This is a genomic window from Exiguobacterium sp. s130, from assembly GCF_018619055.1.
In the GTDB taxonomy this organism is placed as follows: Bacteria; Bacillota; Bacilli; order Exiguobacteriales; family Exiguobacteriaceae; genus Exiguobacterium_A.
On sequence record NZ_JACSNI010000005.1, the window covers coordinates 123,316 to 146,646 of the forward strand.

Annotated in this window: 20 protein-coding genes, 1 tRNA gene and 1 other annotated feature; of the genes, 15 read left to right on the plus strand and 6 right to left on the minus strand. The window is 46.7% G+C overall.

Annotated features, from left to right (window positions below):
• The first annotated feature begins 134 nt into the window (after positions 1-134).
• From argC to argF, 7 genes are read left to right on the plus strand one after another with little or no spacing between them, the layout of a single operon-like run.
• Complete coding sequence (gene argC, locus HZS85_RS13175) at positions 135-1,166, plus strand: N-acetyl-gamma-glutamyl-phosphate reductase (RefSeq protein WP_214856450.1); 1,032 nt, start codon at positions 135-137, stop codon at positions 1,164-1,166.
• 30 nt (positions 1,167-1,196) lie between these two features.
• Complete coding sequence (argJ, locus tag HZS85_RS13180) at positions 1,197-2,414, plus strand: bifunctional glutamate N-acetyltransferase/amino-acid acetyltransferase ArgJ (RefSeq protein ID WP_035412548.1); 1,218 nt, start codon at positions 1,197-1,199, stop codon at positions 2,412-2,414.
• Positions 2,411-3,184, plus strand: a complete 774-nt coding sequence (gene argB, locus HZS85_RS13185; protein WP_214856452.1) for an acetylglutamate kinase — start codon at positions 2,411-2,413, stop codon at positions 3,182-3,184. Before argJ ends, argB begins: the two co-directional genes overlap by 4 nt.
• Positions 3,150-4,295 carry an acetylornithine transaminase gene (locus tag HZS85_RS13190; RefSeq protein ID WP_214856454.1) on the plus strand — a complete coding sequence of 382 codons (1,146 nt, stop codon included), beginning with the start codon at positions 3,150-3,152 and terminating at the stop codon, positions 4,293-4,295. The genes argB and HZS85_RS13190 overlap by 35 nt, the downstream gene beginning before the upstream one ends.
• The gene (locus HZS85_RS13195; protein ID WP_214856455.1) at positions 4,292-5,350 is read left to right on the plus strand and encodes a carbamoyl phosphate synthase small subunit; all 1,059 of its coding nucleotides are present in this window, start codon (positions 4,292-4,294) and stop codon (positions 5,348-5,350) included. The genes HZS85_RS13190 and HZS85_RS13195 overlap by 4 nt, the downstream gene beginning before the upstream one ends.
• The gene (carB, locus tag HZS85_RS13200; RefSeq protein WP_214856456.1) at positions 5,340-8,372 is read left to right on the plus strand and encodes a carbamoyl-phosphate synthase (glutamine-hydrolyzing) large subunit; all 3,033 of its coding nucleotides are present in this window, start codon (positions 5,340-5,342) and stop codon (positions 8,370-8,372) included. Before HZS85_RS13195 ends, carB begins: the two co-directional genes overlap by 11 nt.
• On the plus strand, positions 8,369-9,298 hold the full coding sequence (argF, locus tag HZS85_RS13205; RefSeq protein WP_214856457.1) for an ornithine carbamoyltransferase: 930 nt from the start codon (positions 8,369-8,371) through the stop codon (positions 9,296-9,298). The genes carB and argF overlap by 4 nt, the downstream gene beginning before the upstream one ends.
• Before the next feature lie 57 nt (positions 9,299-9,355).
• Here the strand turns inward: argF and HZS85_RS13210 are convergent, their stop codons facing one another.
• Together HZS85_RS13210 and HZS85_RS13215 are read right to left on the minus strand one after the other, a co-directional pair.
• Positions 9,356-10,165: an MBL fold metallo-hydrolase gene (locus tag HZS85_RS13210; RefSeq protein ID WP_214856458.1), complete on the minus strand. Its 810-nt coding sequence runs from the start codon at positions 10,163-10,165 to the stop codon at positions 9,356-9,358.
• Between the two features lie 152 nt (positions 10,166-10,317).
• A tRNA-Gly gene (locus HZS85_RS13215) sits at positions 10,318-10,391 on the minus strand.
• A gap of 169 nt (positions 10,392-10,560) precedes the next feature.
• On the opposite strand from HZS85_RS13215, the gene HZS85_RS13220 reads away from it, so the two are divergent.
• Together HZS85_RS13220 and HZS85_RS13225 are read left to right on the plus strand one after the other, a co-directional pair.
• Positions 10,561-11,106: an imm11 family protein gene (locus HZS85_RS13220; protein ID WP_290758091.1), complete on the plus strand. Its 546-nt coding sequence runs from the start codon at positions 10,561-10,563 to the stop codon at positions 11,104-11,106.
• Positions 11,103-11,522, plus strand: coding sequence for a hypothetical protein (locus tag HZS85_RS13225; protein ID WP_023467229.1), 420 nt, complete (start codon positions 11,103-11,105; stop codon positions 11,520-11,522). The genes HZS85_RS13220 and HZS85_RS13225 overlap by 4 nt, the downstream gene beginning before the upstream one ends.
• A 71-nt stretch (positions 11,523-11,593) precedes the next feature.
• Here HZS85_RS13225 and HZS85_RS13230 read toward each other — a convergent pair whose 3' ends face one another.
• Together HZS85_RS13230 and HZS85_RS13235 are read right to left on the minus strand one after the other, a co-directional pair.
• Positions 11,594-12,550 carry an alpha/beta fold hydrolase gene (locus HZS85_RS13230; RefSeq protein ID WP_251137986.1) on the minus strand — a complete coding sequence of 319 codons (957 nt, stop codon included), beginning with the start codon at positions 12,548-12,550 and terminating at the stop codon, positions 11,594-11,596.
• Positions 12,551-12,566: 16 nt separating this feature from the next.
• On the minus strand, positions 12,567-14,246 hold the full coding sequence (locus HZS85_RS13235) for a formate--tetrahydrofolate ligase (protein ID WP_214856460.1): 1,680 nt from the start codon (positions 14,244-14,246) through the stop codon (positions 12,567-12,569).
• Positions 14,247-14,411: 165 nt separating this feature from the next.
• Between HZS85_RS13235 and HZS85_RS13240 the strand changes: the two genes are divergently transcribed.
• The 5 genes from HZS85_RS13240 (at position 14,412) to HZS85_RS13260 (ending at position 18,873) form a co-directional block, all read left to right on the plus strand.
• Positions 14,412-15,299: a carbohydrate ABC transporter permease gene (locus tag HZS85_RS13240; protein ID WP_214856462.1), complete on the plus strand. Its 888-nt coding sequence runs from the start codon at positions 14,412-14,414 to the stop codon at positions 15,297-15,299.
• A complete protein-coding gene (locus HZS85_RS13245; RefSeq protein WP_035412579.1) occupies positions 15,296-16,183 on the plus strand; it encodes a carbohydrate ABC transporter permease in 888 nt (295 codons plus the stop codon). The genes HZS85_RS13240 and HZS85_RS13245 overlap by 4 nt, the downstream gene beginning before the upstream one ends.
• A gap of 143 nt (positions 16,184-16,326) precedes the next feature.
• Positions 16,327-16,574: a binding site (T-box leader), on the plus strand.
• A gap of 66 nt (positions 16,575-16,640) precedes the next feature.
• Complete coding sequence (asnA, locus tag HZS85_RS13250; RefSeq protein ID WP_035412582.1) at positions 16,641-17,615, plus strand: aspartate--ammonia ligase; 975 nt, start codon at positions 16,641-16,643, stop codon at positions 17,613-17,615.
• Positions 17,616-17,999: 384 nt separating this feature from the next.
• Positions 18,000-18,221, plus strand: coding sequence for a hypothetical protein (locus HZS85_RS13255; protein ID WP_035412585.1), 222 nt, complete (start codon positions 18,000-18,002; stop codon positions 18,219-18,221).
• Between the two features lie 16 nt (positions 18,222-18,237).
• Complete coding sequence (locus tag HZS85_RS13260; protein ID WP_214856463.1) at positions 18,238-18,873, plus strand: DedA family protein; 636 nt, start codon at positions 18,238-18,240, stop codon at positions 18,871-18,873.
• Positions 18,874-19,025: 152 nt separating this feature from the next.
• On the opposite strand, the gene HZS85_RS13265 is transcribed toward HZS85_RS13260, so the two are convergent.
• Complete coding sequence (locus HZS85_RS13265; RefSeq protein ID WP_035412588.1) at positions 19,026-20,486, minus strand: potassium/proton antiporter; 1,461 nt, start codon at positions 20,484-20,486, stop codon at positions 19,026-19,028.
• 190 nt (positions 20,487-20,676) lie between these two features.
• On the opposite strand from HZS85_RS13265, the gene HZS85_RS13270 reads away from it, so the two are divergent.
• Entirely contained in the window at positions 20,677-21,957 is a 1,281-nt protein-coding gene (locus HZS85_RS13270) for an ABC transporter substrate-binding protein (RefSeq protein ID WP_056063563.1), read from the plus strand.
• Positions 21,958-22,016: 59 nt separating this feature from the next.
• Here the strand turns inward: HZS85_RS13270 and HZS85_RS13275 are convergent, their stop codons facing one another.
• Positions 22,017-23,306, minus strand: coding sequence for an NCS2 family permease (locus HZS85_RS13275; protein ID WP_035412593.1), 1,290 nt, complete (start codon positions 23,304-23,306; stop codon positions 22,017-22,019).
• Positions 23,307-23,331 lie beyond the last annotated feature (25 nt).

The window sequence follows — 23,331 nt, forward strand, 5'->3', positions numbered from 1 at the left end:
AAGGGGGCTGTCTTATAGAAGACAATCACTTCAACGCTTCTTTTTTGCATAAAAACTAATAAAAATTCAATTGACAGTATAAATATACATATGTTTAAATCGGTATAACATTCTTTGAAGGGGAGCGTACAGTTATGAAATGTACCATCATCGGAGTAACAGGATACACCGGAATTGAGCTATTAAGGCTATTAGAAGCACATCCTTCATTTGAGATCGTTTGTTTGATGAGTGATTCGATGGCAGGACAATCGATGAATGAGTTATTCCCATTCATGAATAAAAAAACGTATTCATTATTATCTTCCTTTTCCGTAGAACATTTAACGGAAACAGAGACAGACATAGTGTTCTTAGCGACACCGAGTGGAGTCTCGAAACAATACTTAGAACAACTTCAAAATTGGTCCGGTTACGTTATCGATTTAAGTGGTGATTTACGACTACCGTCTGAATCGTATGAAGCTTGGTATGATAAGGAACCAATTGATGCCCAGTTACAACAAAAAGCGACGTATGGTTTACCGGAATGGAATCGTCAAGCAATCAAAACGAGCAGATGGATTGCGAATCCCGGTTGTTATGCGACAGCGGTCCTTCTTGGACTAGCACCATTCGTAAAAGAGAAAAAAATCGATCCCTCTCAAATCATCATCCAAGCATCTTCTGGTCTAACGGGAGCAGGAAAGACGTTGACGACACAGACTCATCATGTCCATTCCAGTGAAAACGTTCGTTTATATAAAGTAAATCAACACCAACATATTCCAGAAATTGAACAGGCACTTTTGGAATGGAGCGGTTCATCGTATCCGATCACGTTCTCGACGCAATTATTACCGATCAATCGAGGCATCATGGCGATCATGACGGTCCAGCCGTTCCTTGATCAATCAGAAGCAGAATGGCGATCCTGGTTGACGGAACAGTATGCAACGGAACCGTTTATACGTGTACAACACAGCGATGCGGAGATTAAGTCCGTCGTGGGTAGCAACCACTGTGATTTGACCATCTATAAGGATGAACGGACAGGGCGCGTTACCATCGTTTCGGTCATCGATAATATGCAAAAAGGTGCTGCCGGACAGGCCGTTCAAAATGCCAACATTCTAGCAGGATTTGATGAAATGTCTGGTTTGACCCAACAACCGATCTTTATTTAAACACTTGGAGACGAAAGAGGAGGAACGCCTGTGTGGCAAGTACAAGTAGAGACCCCATTGACGATCACGACACCGAAGGGATTTCAAGCATCAGGGGTACACGTGGGGCTAAAGCGAAAGCGAAAGGATCTTGGTTTGATTTGGTGTGAGGAAGGAGCAAGTGCCGCAGCTGTCTATACGACGAATCAGGTGCAAGCGGCACCGATTACTGTGACGAAGCAAGCGATTCAGGCGTCACAAGGACGCATTCATGCCGTCCTCGTCAACAGCGGGAACGCGAATGCCTGTACGGGAGAACTTGGTCTATCACATGCGTATACATCACAACAAGCATTAGCGACACACTTCGGGATCGCTCCTGAACAAGTTGTCATCGCTTCGACTGGGATCATCGGTCAACCGTTAGCGATTGATACGTTACTGGCAGGTATTCCACAGCTGATCCCTACAAATGACAAGGATGCCGCGAGTGATTTCGCCCATGCGATCCTGACGACCGATACCGGTACGAAATCAGCTGGTCAACAATACATGCAAGGGGATGTCCAAATTTCAGTATGTGGTGTAGCGAAAGGGTCAGGGATGATTCATCCGAACATGGCGACGATGCTTGGGTTCTTGACGACCGATGCAACGATTGAACCGGATGTCTTACAGACACTATTGCGCCGGACGATTCATCGGACGTTTAACTGCATTACCGTAGATGGAGACAGTTCGACAAATGACATGGTCATGATTTTAGCGAGTGGAGCTGCAGGGGGAGCGCCGATCGTTGAAGGTACGGACGAAGCATTCGCATTCGAACAGGCCATCGAAACGGTTTGTCAAGATTTAGCGAAACAAATTGCGCGGGACGGGGAAGGTGCGACGAAGTTAATCGAAGTGACGGTAAAGGGGACACAAACCGATGAAGTAGCGCGAATGGTCGCTAAACAAGTCGTCGGATCGTCTCTCGTCAAAACAGCAATCTTTGGGGAAGATGCGAACTGGGGACGAATCATCGCTGCTGTCGGAAGTATCAAGGAGCCGCTTGATGTATCAAACGTTGATATTAAAATTGGTTCGCAGTGGGTGTTACAACAGAGCATGCCTATTTTATTTGATGAAACTATCGCATCGCAGGACCTTGCGCAACAAGACGTCCGAATTCATATCAATTTGAATGATGGAGTAGGACAAGGACACGCCTATGGTTGTGACCTGACGTACGATTACGTCAAAATCAATGCGAGTTACCGGACATGACGAAACGAAAAGTTATCAAACTGGGTGGTAGTGTATGGGAGCAATTGGATGCGCGGTATTTCGAGGAATGGAAAGCGTGGGTCGAAACCGGTAACGAACTATTGATCGTGCATGGGGGTGGTCCACTTCTATCGAGTTACTGTGAACAAGAGGGAATCAAACCCGTGTTTCGAGACGGTGTCCGTGTGACGACGGATGGTGTGTTACTCGGGGCGCGACGGATCTTAGCAGGGGAAGTCCAATCCGGGATCGTCCAGCAATTGAATCAGGCAGGAATTCCAGCGGTCGGGATGAGCGGGTTAGACGGTGCGAGCGTCCATGGTAAAAAAGTCAAAGGACTCGGGGCAGTTGGTCAAATTACGCACATTCATCCACGATTGTTCACAGTGTTGAGTACGAATGGTTATGTGCCGGTCGTCACATCCCTTGTCACAGGGGAACAAGGTGTGTTGAACAGTAACGGGGATGCGTGTGCCATTGCTGTCGCGAAGGCTTGGTCCGTCGACCGATTTGAATTGTTGACGGATGTCGAAGGTGTAAAAGTAAACGGTGACTATCAATCAGAAATCACGTCTGCAGCTATCGAAGCTGCGATCGCGTCGGGAGAAATTTACGGGGGAATGATTCCGAAGGTCGAAGCGATGATGCAGGCCACTCAGCATGGTATTTCAGAGGTCGTCATTCGATCGGGAAAAAATGCGTTAGCTGCAGGGACACGAATCAAGGAGGAATTACATGAGTGCACTACTACCCACTTATCAACGTACTGATGTGGAATTGGTCAAAGGACAAGGATCGATCGTAGAAGATGCGACAGGAAAGACGTATCTTGATTTCATCATGGGAATCGCTGTATGCAACACAGGGCACCGTCATCCTTATGTTCAGCAACGGCTAGAGGAACAGTTGAACCGAATTTGGCATACGTCGAATCTGTTTCAAATCGCGGCACAAGAGCGGGTCGCCGAGCGACTGACGGAAGACAGTCATCTCAGTCATGCTTTCTTTTGTAACAGTGGTGCTGAAGCAAACGAGGCGGCGTACAAACTCGTTCGAAAATGGACAGGGAAAACAGAAGTTGTCACGTTTAAACAATCTTTCCATGGTCGGACATTTGCGATGATGGGCGCAACAGGACAGGAAAAAATCAAAGCGGGATACGGGGAGATGGTGAATGGATTCAAACATCTACCGTTTAACGAGATGGAAAGCCTATCAGCAATTACGGATCAAACTGCTGCTGTATGGCTTGAAATCATTCAAGGAGAGGGTGGGGTCGTCGTCGCTGACGATGCGTGGCTAGAAGCGTTGGTGAAGAAGGCGCAGCAATACGATGTCAAAATCATCGTCGATGAAGTGCAAACCGGAATTGGTCGGACGGGTTCACGTTTTGCATTTGAGCAGACACCACTCGTACCGGATATCATCACCCTTGCGAAAGGACTTGGAAGTGGACTCGCGGTTGGTGCACTACTCGCAACGGAAGAGGCAGCAGAAGTATTCACGCCCGGATCGCATGGTTCGACATTTGGTGGAAATCCACTCGCGATGACAGCTGCAGAAGCAACACTTGACCTCTTGTTAAGTGACACTGTCATGGCAGACATTCAAGAAAAAGGTGAATATTTACGTCAACAATTAGAAAAAAAATTACCCAAGTCGATCGTGAGTTCTATTCGTGGTCGTGGCTTGATGATTGGTATTGAATGTACGATGCCTGTCGCACCGCTGATTGACGGCTTACGTGAGAATGGTCTTCTTGTCGTTTCGGCTGGTCCTCATGTCATTCGCTTGTTGCCATCGTTATTCGTGACGGAACAAGAACTCACGCAAGCCATCGAAAAAATACAACTCGTTTGTCGACAGGAGGTCATCGTATGAAACAATCCGGAAAACTAACGCTTGCGAACGGAACGACGTTTACCGGTTCGTGGCAAGGAACAGTTCCAGTCAAAGGAGAAGTCGTCTTTTTTACTGGGATGACAGGATATCAGGAAGTCTTAACGGATCCATCTTATCAGGGGCAAATTCTTGTCTTCACATATCCGTTGATCGGTCAATACGGTATTCAAGCGGAGGCGTCAGAAAGCAACCAGATTCAAGTCGCTGGTGTCATCGTTCAAACTTTGGCTGAGGATGGGCAAGGAACATCACTCGCAAGCTGGCTAGGCGAAGCGAATGTTCCGGTTTTGTCGGGAGTCGATACGCGTTCCCTTGTACATCTATTACGAACGGAGGGCGACCAATTCGGAGACATGATGCAAGAGGATATGGCAGTCACTGCGTCAATCGATACAGCATACATCGCTTCTGTGTCGACGACTTCAAACGTTGAATACGTTCCGGAAGTCGAAGAGGGTCATGTCGTCTGTATCGATTACGGTGTGAAACAATCGATGATCGATGCTTTGCTTGAACGCCATATGCGTGTGACGGTCGTGCCATACGATACGACACCGGAACGGATTCAAGCACTGGCACCAGACGGTCTGCTGTTTTCCAATGGACCTGGTGATCCGACGCAACTAGATCCATTCCTTTCAGAAATCCGTGAACTGGCGACGAGCTATCCGACACTTGGTATTTGTATGGGACACCAAGTTCTCGCTCATGCGTTCGGTTGTACCTTATTAAAACAACATCATGGACACCGAGGAGCGAATCATCCTGTACGTCATCTAGCATCCGGACAAGTATTCATGACGTCTCAGAATCATGGTTATGCCGTTGATGTTAAAAGCATCGAAGTGTCTGAGATGGAACTTGCGTATGAACACATCAATGATGGATCCGTTGAAGGATTGATTCATCCGGCTCTACCGATCATGACAGTCCAGTTTCACCCAGAAGCGAGTCCAGGACCGACAGAGGCGATGGTCGTCTTCGATCAATTCGTAAATACCGTATTACATCAGGAGGTAGCATATGTGGGATAAACAGAAAGTACTCGTCATCGGTTCGGGTCCGATCGTCATCGGACAAGCAGCAGAATTTGATTATTCCGGCACACAAGCCTGTCAGGCGCTTCGAGAAGCGGGATGCGAGGTCATCTTAATGAATTCGAATCCGGCTACTATCATGACGGATCCGAGCACGGCAGATCATGTCTACATTGAGGCGATGACTCTTGAAAAAGCAACAGCTATCATCAAACAAGATCGACCGTCCCATCTCCTAGCGACGGTCGGCGGACAAACGGCACTCAATCTTGCAATGTCACTCGAAGAAGCAGGAGTACTTGAGCAATACGGTGTCGAACTCCTAGGGACATCGCTTGAGACGATCCGAGACGGAGAAGATCGCGAACGATTCAAGCAAAAGATGATCGAGCTCGCGCAACCGCTCCCGGAAAGTCAAACGATCGAATCGTTAGCAGAGCTTGAAGAATTCATGGCAGTACATGGTGTCCCACTCGTCATCCGACCAGCCTTTACGCTCGGGGGAACGGGCGGTGGAATTGCGCTGACAAAGGACGAAGCACGTCTGCTAGCGCAAAACGGCTTACAAGCAAGTCCGATTTCACAGTGTTTGGTTGAAGTGAGTATTGCTGGTTATAAAGAAGTCGAATATGAAGTCATGCGTGACAGTGCAGATACGACGATCATCGTCTGTAACATGGAAAACATTGATCCCGTCGGTGTCCATACCGGAGACTCTGTCGTCTTTGCACCGATTCAATCGATTTCGGATCGAATGAATCAGCAATTGCGGACGGAAGCGCGTAAAATCGTGTCGCACCTCGGTGTCATCGGTGGATGCAATATCCAGTTTGCGATCCACCCGACGGAAGAACGCTACTTCGTCATTGAAGTCAATCCGCGTGTCAGTCGCTCTTCAGCACTTGCTTCCAAAGCGACGGGGTACCCGATTGCGAAATTAGCGACGCGTCTTGCACTCGGTGAGCGACTCGACGACTGTATCAATCCTGTCACGAAGGAGACGATGGCGAGCTTCGAACCGACGATGGATTATATCACGGCAAAAGTGCCTTGTTTCCCGTTCGATCTATTTACTGACAGTAACCGGACACTTGGTACACAAATGAAGGCGACCGGTGAAAGTATGGCGATGGGGAAGACGCTGGAAGAAGCGTTACAAAAGGCGTGGCGTGGTGCAGGAGTCGAGCAATCGCCTCTTTATCCGACATGGATGAAAACAGCGGAGGCTGGCGTATTGTGGAAAGAAATAAAAGTGCCGACGGACCGTCGTCTGCTCGCGATGTTAGCACTACTAGATCGTCAGGAAACGACCGTCGAAGAACTCGTCGAACAGACGAAAGTACAAGCTTTATTCGTCAAAGTACTCCAGCGCCTCGTCGATCAGCAACAAAAAATTGATTTATCGAATGAAAGTTCTTTAAAACAGACAAAAATGATGGGCTTCACGGACGAACAAATTGCCTTTCTGACGGGTGTCGGTGCTGTAGACGTCGAGCATTTACGTAAAGAGAAAGGCATCCTTCCTGTCTATCATATGATTGATACATGTGCAGGAGAGTTCAAGAGTGCAACTCCTTACTTCTACGGAAACTGGAGTGGTCAAACGGAAGTCACTGCATCGACGAAAAAGAAAGTCGCTGTCATCGGTGCGGGACCCATTCGGATCGGTCAAGGAATCGAATTTGATTATTGTTCCGTTCACGCGGTACGTGCACTACAAGCATCCGGTTATGAAACGATCATGATCAACAATAATCCGGAGACCGTCTCGACCGACTTCGAAGTCGCAGATCGCCTATATGTCGAGCCGCTGACACTCGAAGACGTCATGCATGTCCTAGAAGCAGAGGATTGCCAAGATGTATTAGTCCAGTTCGGAGGACAAACGGGGATTTCGCTTGCGTCTGGTTTGGAGAACGCCGGTTATCATCTTCTTGGAACGACGGCAGCTGTCATCGATCAAATGGAAGACCGTGAGCGGTTCTATCAATTTTTAGACGACATCGGTGTCGATCGTATTCCAGGACAAGAAGTGGCGACACACGAACAAATGATAGAAGTCGCAACAACGATTGGTTACCCGGTCATGATTCGTCCTTCCTATGTCATCGGAGGTAAGGGGATGCATATTATCCACGATCAAGAGCAATTAGAGACGATCGTTTCCGAATTAGCATTCCCTGTCCTCGTGGATGCCTACCTCCAAGGAAAGGAAATCGAAGTCGATTGCATTACGGACGGAACAACGACGTACGTTCCGATTTTGATGGAGCAATTGGAACGGGCAGGAGTTCACTCTGGAGATTCGACGATGATTCTACCACCTGTATCGCTCAGCGCTACCGTTCAGAGCGAAGTAGAACGAATTGCACAGATGATCGGGCAACGGATGGATTATAAAGGAGCGTACAATATCCAATTCGTCTTGCATGACGATCAGGTCTACGTGCTAGAAATCAATCCGCGTGCCTCCCGCACGTTACCGATCGTCGCCAAAGTAACGGGTCAACCAATCTTGCAGTGGGCAGTCCAAGCTGCTGTCGGTCAAGCGGTCGCACTACCAACAGAACAGACGAAACTTAATTTCCATGCCGTCAAGACCCCTGTTTTTTCAACGCTGAAACTACAAGGAGTCGATCCGAAAACAGGCCCTGTCATGCGTTCGACAGGTGAAACATTGCAATGGACGACAGACGGACTGGCACTGGAGCGTTTCATTTTCGACGAAACGACGAAACGACATTTGACCGCAAGAGACATCATCGTTGCTGGAGCAGATACCGAGGCATTCGGAACAGGTGTAGCGTTAGATGAAACGATCGACTGGGCACAATGTGCGATTTTCTATTCACACGTGACAGAAGAAAAAACGAGTCGCGAAGCAGCGCTTGCTGCCGGAGTACAAGTTCTGACAGAACCTGAACTAGCACAGTATCATCTACAAGCGGTAGAAAAGTCCCCTTATGCTGTGAAGCCACTTCATAAATGGACAGAGCCGATCAAGGAGGAAGTACAATGAAGACGATGCAACAACTGCAACATTTCTTGACGATGGCGGAACTGACGCCGGAAGCATTGACGGAGCTATTGGCACTCGCGAAAGACATCAAGCATCAACCAAGCGTTTACCAAAACGTATTAAGCCATAGAAAAGTTGCCTTATTGTTTGAAAAGGCATCGACGCGAACTCGTCTATCATTTGAAGTGGGTGTCGTCGAACTCGGCGGACATCCAGTCGTACTGAGTGGAGCAGATATGCAAATCGGTCGGGGGGAGCCGCTTTCTGATACGATTCAAGTCATGAGCCGTTACGTCGACGCCCTGATGATTCGGACGTTCGGTCATGAGATCGTCGACACGCTGGCGGCACACGGCACGATTCCAATCATCAATGGATTGACGGATCTACACCACCCGTGCCAAGTCCTTGCTGACTTGTTGACGATCGAAGAGACATTTGGAACCCGGTCTGGGAAGATTTTGACATATATCGGGGACGGAAATAACATGGCGCATTCGCTGATGATTGGTGGAGCGCTCAGTGGAATGGAAGTCCGGATTTGTGCGCCAGCAGCCTATGCTCCTGATCCACAAGTCGTTCATGAGGCACAAGTCATCGCGAAAGAAACCGGTGGAAACATCATCGTCATGACGGACCCTAAGGAAGCAGCGAGTGGTGCGGATGTCGTGTATACGGATGTCTTCGCAAGCATGGGGCAAGAGGAAAAAGCGACGATGCGTCTGCAAGCATTTGAAGGATATCAAGTCAATGCCGATATCATGAATCAAGCGGATGATGAAGCCATTTTCTTGCACTGCCTGCCGGCACACCGTGGGGAGGAAGTCACGGCAGACGTCATCGATGGCAAGCAATCTGTCATCTTCGATCAGGCCGAGAATCGTCTGCACGCGCAAAAAGCATTACTCGTGACACTACTTGGATAATCAAAAAAGATGCGGTCCCCTGTCGATAGGGAACCGCATCTTTTTGCAGTGTAGAAATCAATCGTAATGTCGCCGTGCTAAACGTGCTTCTTGTTCCTTTTTGACTTGACGCTTATTTTTTTCGTGCAGACGTTTCATGAACGGAGTCGTTTGCCAGGATGGTGCCCAGTCAGATTCTTTTCCGGCACGGAGCGCGAGGATATAATCATAGCTCTGATGAAGTCGTTCAATCATCTCTGTTCGGACATCGCAAATGTGACCGTGTCCGGGAATCAAGAGTTTGACTTCATATTCATAAATGAACGACTCGAGTAGTTCGAGTGTCGTCAAATATTCAGAGGAATCGTGTTCAATCAAAGGGATTTCAACATCGGAAGCATAATCACCGCAGACTAACAAGTGAAGTGGCATGACGATGAAGGAAAGGTGAGTCGCTTCATGACCGGGCGTCATAAAGAAGATCAGCTTCGTCTGTCCAATCGTCAAAATCGTTTCAGACTCATGGATCACATGCGTCACATCTGGAAATAGCACGGGGGAGTCGATGTAAAATTCATCGTTAAAGTCTTGAACGGCTTTGAGCGCTTCTTGTCGATCGACATCGATGAACGGTTTAGAAGCGATAACGATGGCATCCGTAAAGGCGTAAGCACCTAAAATATGATCAAAATGAGCATGCGTATAGACGACATATAATGGTCGTTCACGACGCACGATTTCAACGTCTCGACGAATCGTTGCAATCTCATCAGGAAGCCAGCCAGGATCGACGACAATCAGACAATCAGGCGTCTCGATCAATGTTGAGGTCGTTTTCATAAGTGTACTTTGATAAATCGTCACGCCAGGCATTTTCATCTGAATCATACGAATCCTCCTTTACAAATCTCTATCTATATCGTTGTATACCCATAAATTCGTTGGAATCATCAGCAGAACCAATAAAAAAGACGACTCGCACGCCGCGAGTCGCCTGCCCTCTAGAGGGAAATGGTCCTAGACCTATGTTATGTCATAATTGGAGCGGGTGAAGAGAATCGAACTCTCGTCATCAGCTTGGAAGGCTGAGGTTTTACCATTAAACTACACCCGCGTATTGGCTACATGAAATATAGTAGCATAGCAAAGAGAGCATTTCCATAACTTTTATGAAAAAAGGCAATTTCTTTTGAGATTCAGTGTACAATAATACTAGTTAATCGTTTGCACTGGTAATCTTGATTTGTAATATGGGTAAAGTTGGGTAGAGGAGAGAGTGTCTGGTGAATGAAGTAAGAGTTTGGAGCGAACAGCCGATGGGAAAAGGATGGGAAGCAATTTGTCATCACCAATTCGATCGTCATCGCTTATTGATAGGAGAGTGGTTCCATAACGTAGGTGTACTTGCTTTTTCCATCAATCAAGATGCGGATTTGTTACCGGATGTCCTTCCAAACACATTCGATCTGCCGCTCGTCTCGGAACGTGTGCAGCGAGTCATTACAGCATATGCGCCCTTTTCTGTACAATGTCTCAAGGTACATCTTGAGACGAAGGACGGAGTGGTTCCGTACTATCTTCTCAATCTCTTATCTGTCAGTCGGATCGAACATTTACATACGACGGATGTATTCCGTCCGATTCCGAGACGGCGCGTCTATTTTTTGACAGAGCGACGAATCAGCGATTCGATATGTCCGCATCATCTTATGCGAGATGAGCGAACACATCGCATGTTCGTCTCTGCTCAACTCGCTCGACAATTCGAGCGTATGGCTGTGACGGGTATTCGCTTTGAAGAGATACAAAGAATGGAGGAATTCAAATGAAACAGTACACAGTCGATCATTGGATCACGCTAGAATATCCAAAGGTATTTGAATATCAAGAAGAAGAAACATACGTCAGTTTTTATTCAACAGACGAAAATGCAATGGGCACGCTACAATTATCCATTTATGAGTCCGATTCAGAAGAACTGACACCGTATGAAGCGGCAGAACAAGAAATCAATTTGTTGGTAGAAGAGTTCGGCATCGAACTGACGGGAGCACTTGAAGTCCGCCGTAATTCAACAAAAGAAGCATTGCTAGCAGTAGACGGGAAAGAAGAAGATATCTTCTTACGCATCTATGCGTATTCAGACGGGGAACGGCTAGTCCTATTGACATACTCCGCAGAACGCGAGACGCTTGAAATCGAGGAAATCGAAGCGATGATTTCTTCACTAACTTGGATTCAATGAAGTACACAATAGATTGTTCAAAAGGCAGCAGATCCAAGGATCTGCTGCCTTTTTGTATCGATCGATATGACTTAAGAAGAACGAGAAGATGAGCGTGTAGCTGCAGGGTTGACTTGTTTATTCAACCAGCTCGCGATATCTGCGAAAACGCGGATACGTTCGAACTCATGGAAGAGCTCGTGGCGTAACCCTTTATAAATCGTCAGCTGTACGGCATCGACACGGACACGGTTATACATATCGAACAGATGATGGATACCTTTGCCGTCAAATGCGACCGGATCATCGCCACCCGCGATCAACAAGAGCGGTAAATGTCGCGGGTGCTGATAGATGGAGGCAAGTGCGTTGATGAGTTTCGTTGCGTGCAAGAGTTCATGGAAGAACCCGAGTGTGACCGTTTGACCAGATAACGGATCTTCATCATAGCGCATGACGGATTGTGGATCCGAAGAGAGCCAGGCATTTTTCGATAGTGCCGGGAAGAAACGTAGATTATAGCGTCCGAAGACCAGTTGTCCGAAACGTTCAGCAAGATGTGTAGAAGAAAGCTGATTGATTTGGCGTTCGACGAGCTTTTCGCTGATGTTACCGAGTAAACCTGTGCTCGTCGGAGGGCCGCTCGCGATGATTCCTGCTACCGTGTGACCGAGTGTTTGACCAATCCGGCGAGCGATCAACGAACCAAAACTGTGACCGAAAATGAATACTGGTAACGTCGGGTAACGTTCTTTGATGTCAGAGACGAGTTCTTCTGCGTCCTGCATCAATTGATTAAAACCTTGATTAGGTTCAAGATGACCGAGTGTCCCGCGCTGTGCAGCTTGAGTTCCGAAACAGCGCAAATCTGCGATGATCGTGTGGTAATGATGAGCATAGAGGAATTCTGCGAATTCCTCATACCGTGCGCCATGCTCCATCATCCCGTGAAAGACGATCACGACTCCTTTCGAATCATGTGCTTCGAGGCTATGCAATGTCGTAGTATAGCCGTCAGAGGCTATCCAGTGTGAATGATCAATCGTCATGTAACTCATCCTCTCATTAAGAAAGTCCGAATACCTGTCCGTCTTCCGAAACGCCCATATGGAAGGCAGCAGGAACCGCGGGTAATCCCGGCATCGTTAATACATTCCCAGTCAATGCAACGATGAATCCTGCACCAATCGATGGTCGGATTTCACGAACTGTAATCGTGAAGTCTTCGACACGACCATACCGAGCGGGGTCATCGGTTAAAGAAAATGGCGTTTTTGCCATACAAATCGGTAAATGATTCAATCCCATCTCCGTACACCGTTCGAGTTCGCGGAGGGCTTTGTCTTCAAATTGAACGTCGGCTGCGCCATAGACACGTTTTGCGATACGTTCGATCTTTTGACGAAGCGGCAACTCGTCAGGGTACAGTGGACGGAACTGGCTTGGTTCCTCAAGTGCTTGCATGACTTCCGCGACGAGTGCTTCACCGCCGGCACCGCCTTTACTGAAGACTTCGCTTTCCGCCACACGAATATTTCGTTCCTGGCACCATGTCAAAATCATGTTCCGCTCGGCTTCCGTATCGGTGAAGAAACGGTTCAAGGCAACGACGGCAGGGACACCGAACAAGTTCATCGTCTCAACGTGTTTTTCAAGTAAAGCAAGACCATCCGTTAAGGCAGCGAGGTTTTCTTCGCTGAGTTGTGTTCTGTCTACACCACCGTGCATCTTCAAGGCACGAACCGTAGCGACGATGACGACGGCATCCGGATGGAGTTCGCCAATCCGAGATTTGATATTGAAGAATTTCTCAGCTCCTAAGTCAGCGCCGAATCCTGCTTCTGTGACAACGTAGTCACTTAACTTCAACGCGGTTTGTGTAGCAATCAAAGAGTTGCAGCCGTGTGCGATGTTCGCGAACGGTCCGCCATGAATCAATGCCGGTGTTCCTTCGACGGTCTGAACGAGGTTTGGGCGGAACGCATCTTTTAGAAGCAACGTTGCAGCTCCTGATGCTTGAATATCCTTGACCGTAACCGGCTGTTGATCGTACGTATACGCAACGACAATGCGGCTCAGGCGTCGTTCGAGATCCGTGATAGAGTCTGATAGACAGAGGACAGCCATGATTTCGGAAGCGACCGTGATATCGAAGCCATCTTGACGCGGAACGCCATGTGCAGGACCGCCGAGACCAATCGTAACTTGGCGCAAGGCACGGTCGTTTAAATCAAGCACACGTTTCCAGACGATACGGCGTGGATCAATGCCAAGAATGTTGCCTTGATGCAGGTGATTGTCGAGCAAGGCACTGATTGTATTATGAGCAGATGTGATCGCATGCATATCACCTGTGAAATGGAGATTGATCTCCTCCATCGGCAGGACTTGGCTATAGCCACCACCACACGCACCACCTTTTAATCCCATCGTCGGACCAAGTGAGGGTTCCCGTAAACAAATCATCGTCTTATGGTTTGCTCGGTGTAGTGCTTGTCCGAGTCCGACAGTGACGGTTGATTTTCCTTCACCGGCAGCCGTTGGATTGATAGCAGTGACAAGAATCAGTTTGCCGTCAGATTTCGTTGCCAACCGGTTCAGCAGTCCGTCTGTCAACTTCGCTTTATACTTTCCGTACGTATCAAAATCTTCTTCTTGCAAACCAATCCGATCCGCGATTTCTCGAATCGGGCGTAAGACAGTTTGTTGTGCGATTTCTAAGTCAGAACAAATGGTCTTTTCCATGGTATCGACTCCCTCTTTGATTGGATCTCTCTTTTTTTAATAGTAGCCTATCTAGTGCGAACGCGCCAAAAGAAAACGTTCAATATTTTCCACCCAATGGGTCAAATGGTGACGTGTTCAAGTGTAAGTGAAAGACGTACTGTAGAGTGGAGGAGGGATGAAACAATGACATCTGGACAAAAGAAGTGGAAACGCGGTCTTGATTTTTGGCTCTTCGTCGGACCGGTCTTTCTTGTATTCGCAGTGATCGTGCTTGTACCGTTTTTCAATGGCGTCATGTATTCGTTCACGGACTGGAATGGTGTAACAGGAAAATTAAATTGGATCGGCTTTGATAACTATGTCCGTCTCTTTACGAGTGACGAGCAGTTTCAGCAGTCATTTTGGTTGACGACGAAATATACGGTCGTCGCCGTCGTCTTAACGAATGTCGTCGGTTTCATCTTGGCGTTCTTATTGACACAAAATATTCGCACACGTAATTTCTTACGGACAATATTCTTTATGCCGAACTTAATCGGTGGATTGATTCTCGGATTCGTCTGGCAGTTCATCTATGTCAAAGGCTTTGCATCAATCGGTGAATTGACAGGGTGGAGCATATTTGAACTTCCATGGTTAGGAGATGCCCGAACAGGGTTCTGGGGTATCGTCATCGTTTCAATTTGGCAAGGTGGCGGTTACATCATGGTCATCTATATCGCGGCTCTACAAAACGTTCCTCAAGAGCTGATTGAAGCAGCAAAAATCGATGGTGCCAATCGTCTATCGACGTTACGGAACATTACGTTGCCACTGATTATGCCGTCCGTCACGATTTGTCTGTTCTTAACGATTTCGTGGTCCTTCAAGTTATTCGATACGAACTTGTCACTAACGAATGGTGGACCCTTCAAATCGACCGAAATGCTTGCTTTAAACATTTACAAGGAATCGTTTACGAATAATAATCTTGGACTCGGTTCAGCGAAAGCAATCATCTTCTTCGTTGTTGTTGCGGCGATTACAGTCACTCAAGTCTATCTGACGAAAAAACGGGAGGTGGAAGCATGAGTACGGCACAACCGTTACCTACTCCGCAAGAGGAGAAACCAAAGCGCTCTAAAAAGGCGAGAGGTCGTTATTCACTCCGTCTTGGAACAGTCGAACTAGCAGCCTTATTGATGGGGCTTCTGTATATGATTCCGTTTTATTACGTCGTCTCGAATTCATTCAAGACGCAGGGAGATATCTTTACGAACACATCGGGTCTACCAAAGGAATGGATGACTTCCAACTATTCAGAAGCATGGGAAGCCATGAACTTCGGAAAAGTCTTTTTAAACTCCGTCATCATTACAGTCGGTGCTAATGCGGTCATCATCATCTTTTGTTCGATGGCAGCCTGGAAGCTTGTCCGTACGAAAACACGTTTGTCGACGATCATCTTCTTCTTGTTCGTTGCTGCGATGATCATTCCATTCCAATCAATCATGATTCCTTTATCGAAACTGTCTGGGGATCTTGGATTACAGAATAGTTATTGGGGACTGATTTTGATGTACCTTGGTTTTGGTTCTGGACTATCGATCTTCCTGTATCATGGTTTCATGAAGTCGATTCCTGAAGAAATCGAGGAGGCAGCAATCATTGATGGTTGTTCACAATGGGGTGTGTTCTGGCGCATCGTCTTCCCATTGCTCAAGCCGATTACAGTGACGATCATCATCTTGAACACGCTGTGGATTTGGAACGATTTCTTATTACCATCGCTCATGTTACGAGATGTCGATTTACGGACGATTCCTCTCGCGACGTTTTACTTCTTCGGACAGTATACAAAACAATGGGACTTGGCTCTTGCCGGGCTCGTGCTTGGGATCATTCCGTTGTTGCTATTCTTCTTCGCCCTGCAAAAACAGATCATTCAAGGGATTACAAGTGGATCAATCAAATAATTTTTGTAAGCGCGTTCTCGATTCTAGGAGAACGCTTTTTTTATGTTTCATGCATCAGATTAATCTGATAACTTTTATTTTTTTGAAAAAAAGGCTTTTCAAATACTTGCGACCTGTTGTACGATGTTCTCAATTCAATTGTAACAACGACGTTGAAGGGAAGAGTAACACCTTGTACGACCGTATAGCGAGCTGGGGATGGTGAGAGCCCAGTCGGAAGCAAGATGCGAAGAACCTCCCGGAGTCGCTACCCGAACCCGAATGTCAGTAGGCGTAGCCGGAGTTGCCTGTCCGTTATCATATGGCCGAAGATGAAGTGATTCGTCTTTTGAGTGAGCAACATCGTTGCTAACATGGGTGGTACCGCGGAACCGAGTCTTTCGTCCCATATTCTTGGGAAAGAAGGGCTCTTTTTTATGGCTTCTTTTTCAAAACACAATTGAGGAGGAACACCACCATGACAACACTCGTATCGATGAAACACACACAGGAAGCAATCACACTCGTAAAGAAACGCTTTGAGGAACGCTTTTCGACGACACTCGGATTAACACGTGTTGAAGCACCATTGTTCGTAGAGAGCACACTCGGCGTCAACGACCATCTTAACGGCGTAGAGCGCATCATCCGCTTTGATGCACTAGATCACACGACAGATCTTGAAATCGTCCAATCCCTTGCGAAATGGAAACGTCAAGCGCTTCACACATACGGATTCGAAGCTGGAGAAGGATTATACACATTGATGCATGCGATTCGTCGTGATGAGATACTTGATGCGACACATTCCATCCACGTCGACCAGTGGGATTGGGAACGGGTCATTACGAAAGAACAACGGACGAGTGCCTATCTAAAAGAAACGGTACAAGCGATTTATGCAACGATTCGCCAAGTCGAGCAAGAAGTGGAAGCAGAGTATGGCATTTCAGCGATCTTACCGGAAACGATTCATTTCATGACAACACAAGAACTAGAGGATGCCTATCCAACGCTTTCAACAAAAGAACGTGAAACAGAGGTCACGAAGGCATACGGTGCTGTTTTCTTGATGCAGATTGGTGGCGCGCTTGCTTCGGGAGAGAAGCATGATGGTCGAGCGGCAGATTACGACGATTGGACACTCAACGGTGACATCTTAGTACATCACCCAGAAATCGGAGCATTTGAATTGTCTTCAATGGGAATTCGTGTTGACCGTGAAGCGCTATTAAAACAGACGTCCATCGCTCAAGAAGAGGATAAATTGGCTTTCCCGTTCCATCAAGGTGTGCTCGAAGAGCGTCTGCCGTTAACGATGGGTGGAGGGATTGGTCAATCACGTATGGCGATGTTCTTATTGAAGAAACGTCATATCGGCGAAGTCCAAGCTTCTGTCTGGTCGGAAGAGACTCGTAAAAGTCTTCAAGCTGAAGGTATTCACTTGCTCTAACATATATATAGTAAGAAAGCGTCAAAGGAATGATATTTTAAGTAACGAAGGGGCTGACTCAAAAAAAGAATGACGCGTCTTTTCAAGCCCTTTCCTCAGGCGAGACACAAGCCCCGATTTCCTGCTTCATTCAAGCAGGAAATCGGGGCTTGTTTGTCTCTGACAGCGCATAATGCGCTTTTTCCTGTAGGAGTGGCGTGTGACGCGTCATTCTTTTTGTTAAAAGATAAGGGTGGCAGATCATCATTCTGCCACCCTTATCTTTGTAGAGACTGACTTTTGAGTCAGCCCCTTTTTTTAAAGGTCATAAGACCTCAGGCGGAGGAAAAGCGTGTCAATTCTTGATAGAATGGGGATAACAATAAATAAGAAAGAGGTGAAAGCATGTCTTCTCTATTAATCGTCGGAATACTCATCCCCATTTTGTTCATTGCGTTTCTTTGGTTCAACATTAAAGGTTTACGGACAATGTGGCGGGATTATAAACGGACAGGCTCAATCGTTGCACTCGGCTTTTTCATTGTCGGGGTCATTGGAATTTTCACAGGTGTCTGGACAACTCTAGTCGTCATCATTTATTATCTCCTCCGTCCAGCGAGAGGATGAACGGAGGGTTACTCGTATGTTGGAATGGTTATTTTTGGCCGGAGAATCCAATCTCTGGCTGTTTTTAGGAATCATGATCATTGGTCTTGGAACAGAATTGATTCCAGCAGAAGTCGGATTACCGCTACTCGGTTTATATGTATCGAACGGAACGGTCAGTTGGACAATTGCTGTTCTCGTCGGCTTTCTAGGGAGTTTGATGGGGGCGACAGTCTTTTATCTCTTAGGGCGTTACGCAGGTCGTCCAATCCTTGTACGATACGGAAAATGGTTACTGATCAAAGAAAAAGAAATTGAGCAGGGTGAGCGAATCGTCGGAAAGTATGGAACATGGTCCGCGTTATTTGGACGATTCTTCCCTGTCGTTCGTTCAGTCGTCTCGATTCCCTGTGGTCTGTTTGGTCTTTCATTCAAGCGCTATCTACTCGCTTCAAGTATTGGATTATTTCCGGTCTCTTTCTTTTACATCTGGGTCGGGGAGCGATTCGGAGTAAAGCGAGCGGAGTCAATGCTTAAAGGGCTAGAGCAGGAGTTATGGTGGATTTTAGGCGGAATCGTCGTAATCCTCGGCGGGTACATCCTGTATCGTCGCTCTAAAGCGAAACAACACGGACAGATGCAAGACGTAAAAACGAAGCAACAGAATAAATGAAGGGGTCGACAAAAAGTCAGTCTCTACAAAGATAAGGGTGGCAGAATGATGATCTGCCACCCTTATCTCGTAAAAAAAGACTCGTCACACGCGACACCTACAGGAAAGGGCGTGAAAAGACGAGTCCTTCTTTTTTTGAGTAAGCCCGGGATTCAAGCAGGAGGAAACAAGAATCGCTTCAGCGACTTAATACGATGTTTAGGCGTCAGCAGTAACAGTTGATCATTGCCTTCAAGAGCAGTGTCGCCACGGGGAGTAATGATATGATCATCGCGAATGATGGCGGTAATCAAAAACTCTTGCGGTAGATCGATTTCTGATATCGTCGTTCCGATGAACGGATGGGACATCGGTAACGTCAATTCAATGATTTCTGCGTTCGGTTTACCGATCGACATGAACTCAATGACCGTATGGATAGCAGAAGTCTGTGTCTCGTTGAGACGTAACCGTTCGGAAAGGAATGTCAACATGCTCCCTTGAATCAGTGTCGATAGTAGAACTGTAAAGAACACGATATTGAAAATCATCGATGCATTCTCGATGTCGGCAACGAGTGGGTATGTCGCAAGAATGATCGGTACCGCTCCTTTTAGACCAGCAAAAGAAATAAAGACCTTCTCTTGCCACGAATAACGAAACGGCAATAAGCTAATCCAAACGGACAGCGGTCGAGCAATGAAAATCAAAATCAACGCAAGGGCAACGGAAGACAGGATAACCCGGATATCGAGCAATTGTTTCGGGAAGACGAGCAACCCGAGAACAATGAACATTCCGATTTGAGCTAGGTGTGCCATACTCATCGTAAAGCGGACGAGCGTCTGACGGTAGACGAGTTCATGATTACTGATATAGATTGCTGTCACATAAACGGCGAGAAATCCACTAGCATGAAATGTATCAGCTAACCCGAAAGACAAGAAAGCAAACGACATGAGTAAAATCGGATAAAAGCTCGAGGAAGATAAGTCAATCCGATTGATCAAGGTTGAAGCTGTCCATCCAATGAATAGACCGATTAAAAGCCCCATCGACATTTCCCAAACGAGTGAACCGAGTCCCATCAAGAGTGATGCTTCTTCAGGATTCGTCACGAATTCAAGGAATAAGACGGTCAAAAAGACAGCCATGGGGTCATTCGTTCCAGATTCAACTTCGAGTGTTGACCCTACCTTACGTCGGATCGGTTGTCCACTTAAGACAGAAAAGATGGCAGCAGCATCCGTCGATCCTACGATTGCGCCAAGTAAAAAGGCATTCGCCCAACTGAAGCCAAGAATGTAATGGGAGGCAACTGCAACGATGGAAGTAGCAATGAAGACTCCGAACGTTGCAAGAGAAAGCGAAGGTGCGAGCTCGTGTCGCACTTCTTTCCACGCTGTTTGCAGACCACCTTCAAACAGAATGATGATCAGAGCGACAGTTCCAAGAAGCTGGGCAAGTTCCGCATCGTCAAAACGAATGAAACCCGTAATATCACTTCCGGCAATCATACCAAGAGCGATAAAAATCAATAGAGCAGGAATATTCAGACGACTTGATAACTTCGTCGTCCACACAGCGGCGAACAATAGTATACCAATCAATAAAATCGTGAATTGTAAGGACATGGCATCAAGCTCCTATTCAATAAAGAATCTTCTAGTTTCATGATACAACAATCCCGATGAAAAGATTCGGATAACGATTGTTCAATATTTTCCACCACACCGGACAACTTTCTCTCTCTTCATTGCAAGCGTTTTCATTTATTGTGAAGGTGTAGCACGTAAATGAAACGAAATCAGGGAGGGAATCCGAATGCGTAAAAGAAGATGGGCAGCATTACCCGTCGTCACAACGGCGATGGTCGTCGCTTTGGCAGCATGTGGTGGCGGTACATTGAATAGCGATGACTCGAAAGATAGTGGTTCAAAAGATGGTAAGACGCTCAACGTATTCCAATTCAAGGCTGAAATCGCAAAAGACATGGAAAAAATGGCAAAAGCGTATGAGAAGGAGACGGGGACGAAAGTCGTCGTACAAACAGTTGGTGGTGGATCGGATTATGGTGCTGCCTTGAAGTCGCAGTTTGCCTCTGGGAATGAACCGGATGTCTTTAACAACGGTGGCTTTACGGAAGCAAAAACATGGCAGGATAAATTAGAAGATTTGTCAGACGAAAAATGGGTCGGTGATCTAACGGACCTATCAAAAGAGCCGATGACGATTGATGGAAAGTTATACGGCATGCCGATGAACCTTGAAGGATACGGCTTCATCTACAACAAAGATATCTTCAAAAAAGCAGGCATCACAGAGCTTCCAAAAACATTAACGGAATTAACGGATGCATCTAAAAAGTTGAAAGCAGATGGTGTGACGCCGTTTTCGATCGGATATGGAGAGTGGTGGATTCTTGGAAACCACCTAATGAACATTCCGGTCGCACAGCAGGATGATCCAGATCAGTTCATCGCAGACTTGAATGCTGGAAAAGCTAAATTCGAAGATAACAAACAGTTCAAGGAATTCATGAATCTGTTTGATTTGACGATTAAGTACGGGAATAAAAATCCGTTAACGACGGATTACAACACACAAGTTTCTCAGTTCGCTGAAGGTAAGACAGCGATGATTCAACAAGGGAACTGGGCACAGCAATTGATCACAGATGTGAATCCGGATATCAATATGGGCTTCATCCCGATGCCAATCAATGACGATAAAGAAAAAATGGATCGTCTCCCTGTTGGCGTACCAAATAACTGGGTCGTCAATAAAAACTCGAAGAATAAAGCAGAAGCGAAAAAATTCCTCGAGTGGATGGCGACATCTGATACAGGAAAAGACTACATGGTCAACAAATTCAAGTTTATTCCGGCCTTCAAATCAATCGAAGCAAAAGATTTAGGACCGCTTGCGGATGATATCCAAGCGTACTCGAAAGCTGATAAAACGATCTCATGGAACTGGTTCAAGTATCCGGATGGTGCAGTAAACGAGTTTGGTGCGATCATGCAGGCATACGTCGGTAAGCAAAAAACAGCTGACGAGATGCTACAAGATTTCACGAAAACATGGGACAAAATGAAGAAATAAGAAGTGATTCAAAAAAACATGCTTGTTCCGATCAACTGACGGAACAGGCATGTTTTTTATTATAGGAAAAATAATTGGATGAAGAAGAGAAGCGCAAATACATAGATGAGTGGATGGACGCGCTCTTTTTGGATGGCTTTCATGATCGGATAAACGATGAAGCCGAATGCGATACCGGTTGCGATGCTACCGGATAACGGCATGATCAAGATGACAAGGAAAGCTGTGAAAGCTTCACTGAAATCATCCCATGGAATCTGTTTGATGTTTTGAATCATAAAGGCACCGACTAGAATCAACGCGGGTGCGGTAATCGCGGGAACACTTGAAATCGATTGAACGAACGGTCCAAAGATGGCAGATAATGCGAAGAGTATCCCGACCGTCACGGACGTAAGTCCAGTCCGACCACCCGCAGCAACACCTGCTGCAGATTCTACATAAGCAGTTGTTGGACTTGTTCCGAACAAGGAACCGGCAACCATCGCAGTCGAATCAGATAATAGTGCGCGTTCACTATTTTTCAATGATCCATCTTCTTCAATCAATCCAGCTTGTTCACCGACAGCGACCATCGTACCTGTCGTGTCAAACATCGTTACGAGCACGAAGGAGAGGACGCCGCTGAATAGCCCGTACTGAAATACGTCCTGAATGGCGTTGAACGGATTAGTGATGATCAATCCTTCCGGTAACGTTGGTAACGCGACGAAGGAATCTGAGAACTTTAATTCACCTGTCAAAAATGCGATCACACCAGAAAGGATCATGGCGTAAAGGATAGCTCCTGGTACCCGTTTGATCGTCAAGATCGCAGCAACTAATAATCCGATGAGTGTGATCAGCGCTTCTGGTGACGTCAAGGCACCAATCGTGACCAGTGTATCTTCACTACCAATGAGAATTCCTGACATCTTGAGACCAAGTGAAGCGATGAAGAGACCGATTCCACCCGTGATGGCAAGCTTTAAGGTCATCGGAATGATTTCGATCAGTTTCGTACGGATCGGCGAGAGTGACAACAATAAGAAGATGACACCAGCGACGAACACGACTGAAAGTGCTGTTTGATATGGAATTTTTTCACCGACGACAAGTGTATATGTGAAGTACGCGTTGAGTCCCATTCCGGGTGCGACTGCGATCGGTAGATTCGCATAGAACCCCATTAAAAGTGTACCGATCAATGTAGCGATGATCGTCGCAGAAAAAGCTTGGGCTTGAGGGATACCGGCATCTGCTAAAATCGTCGGATTGACGAGCAAAATGTATGCCATCGTAATAAACGTTACAAATCCGGCTTGGATTTCACGTTTTACGGTTGTTTGGTGTGCGGCAAGTTTAAACATGGATAAAAGAACCACCTTCATAACA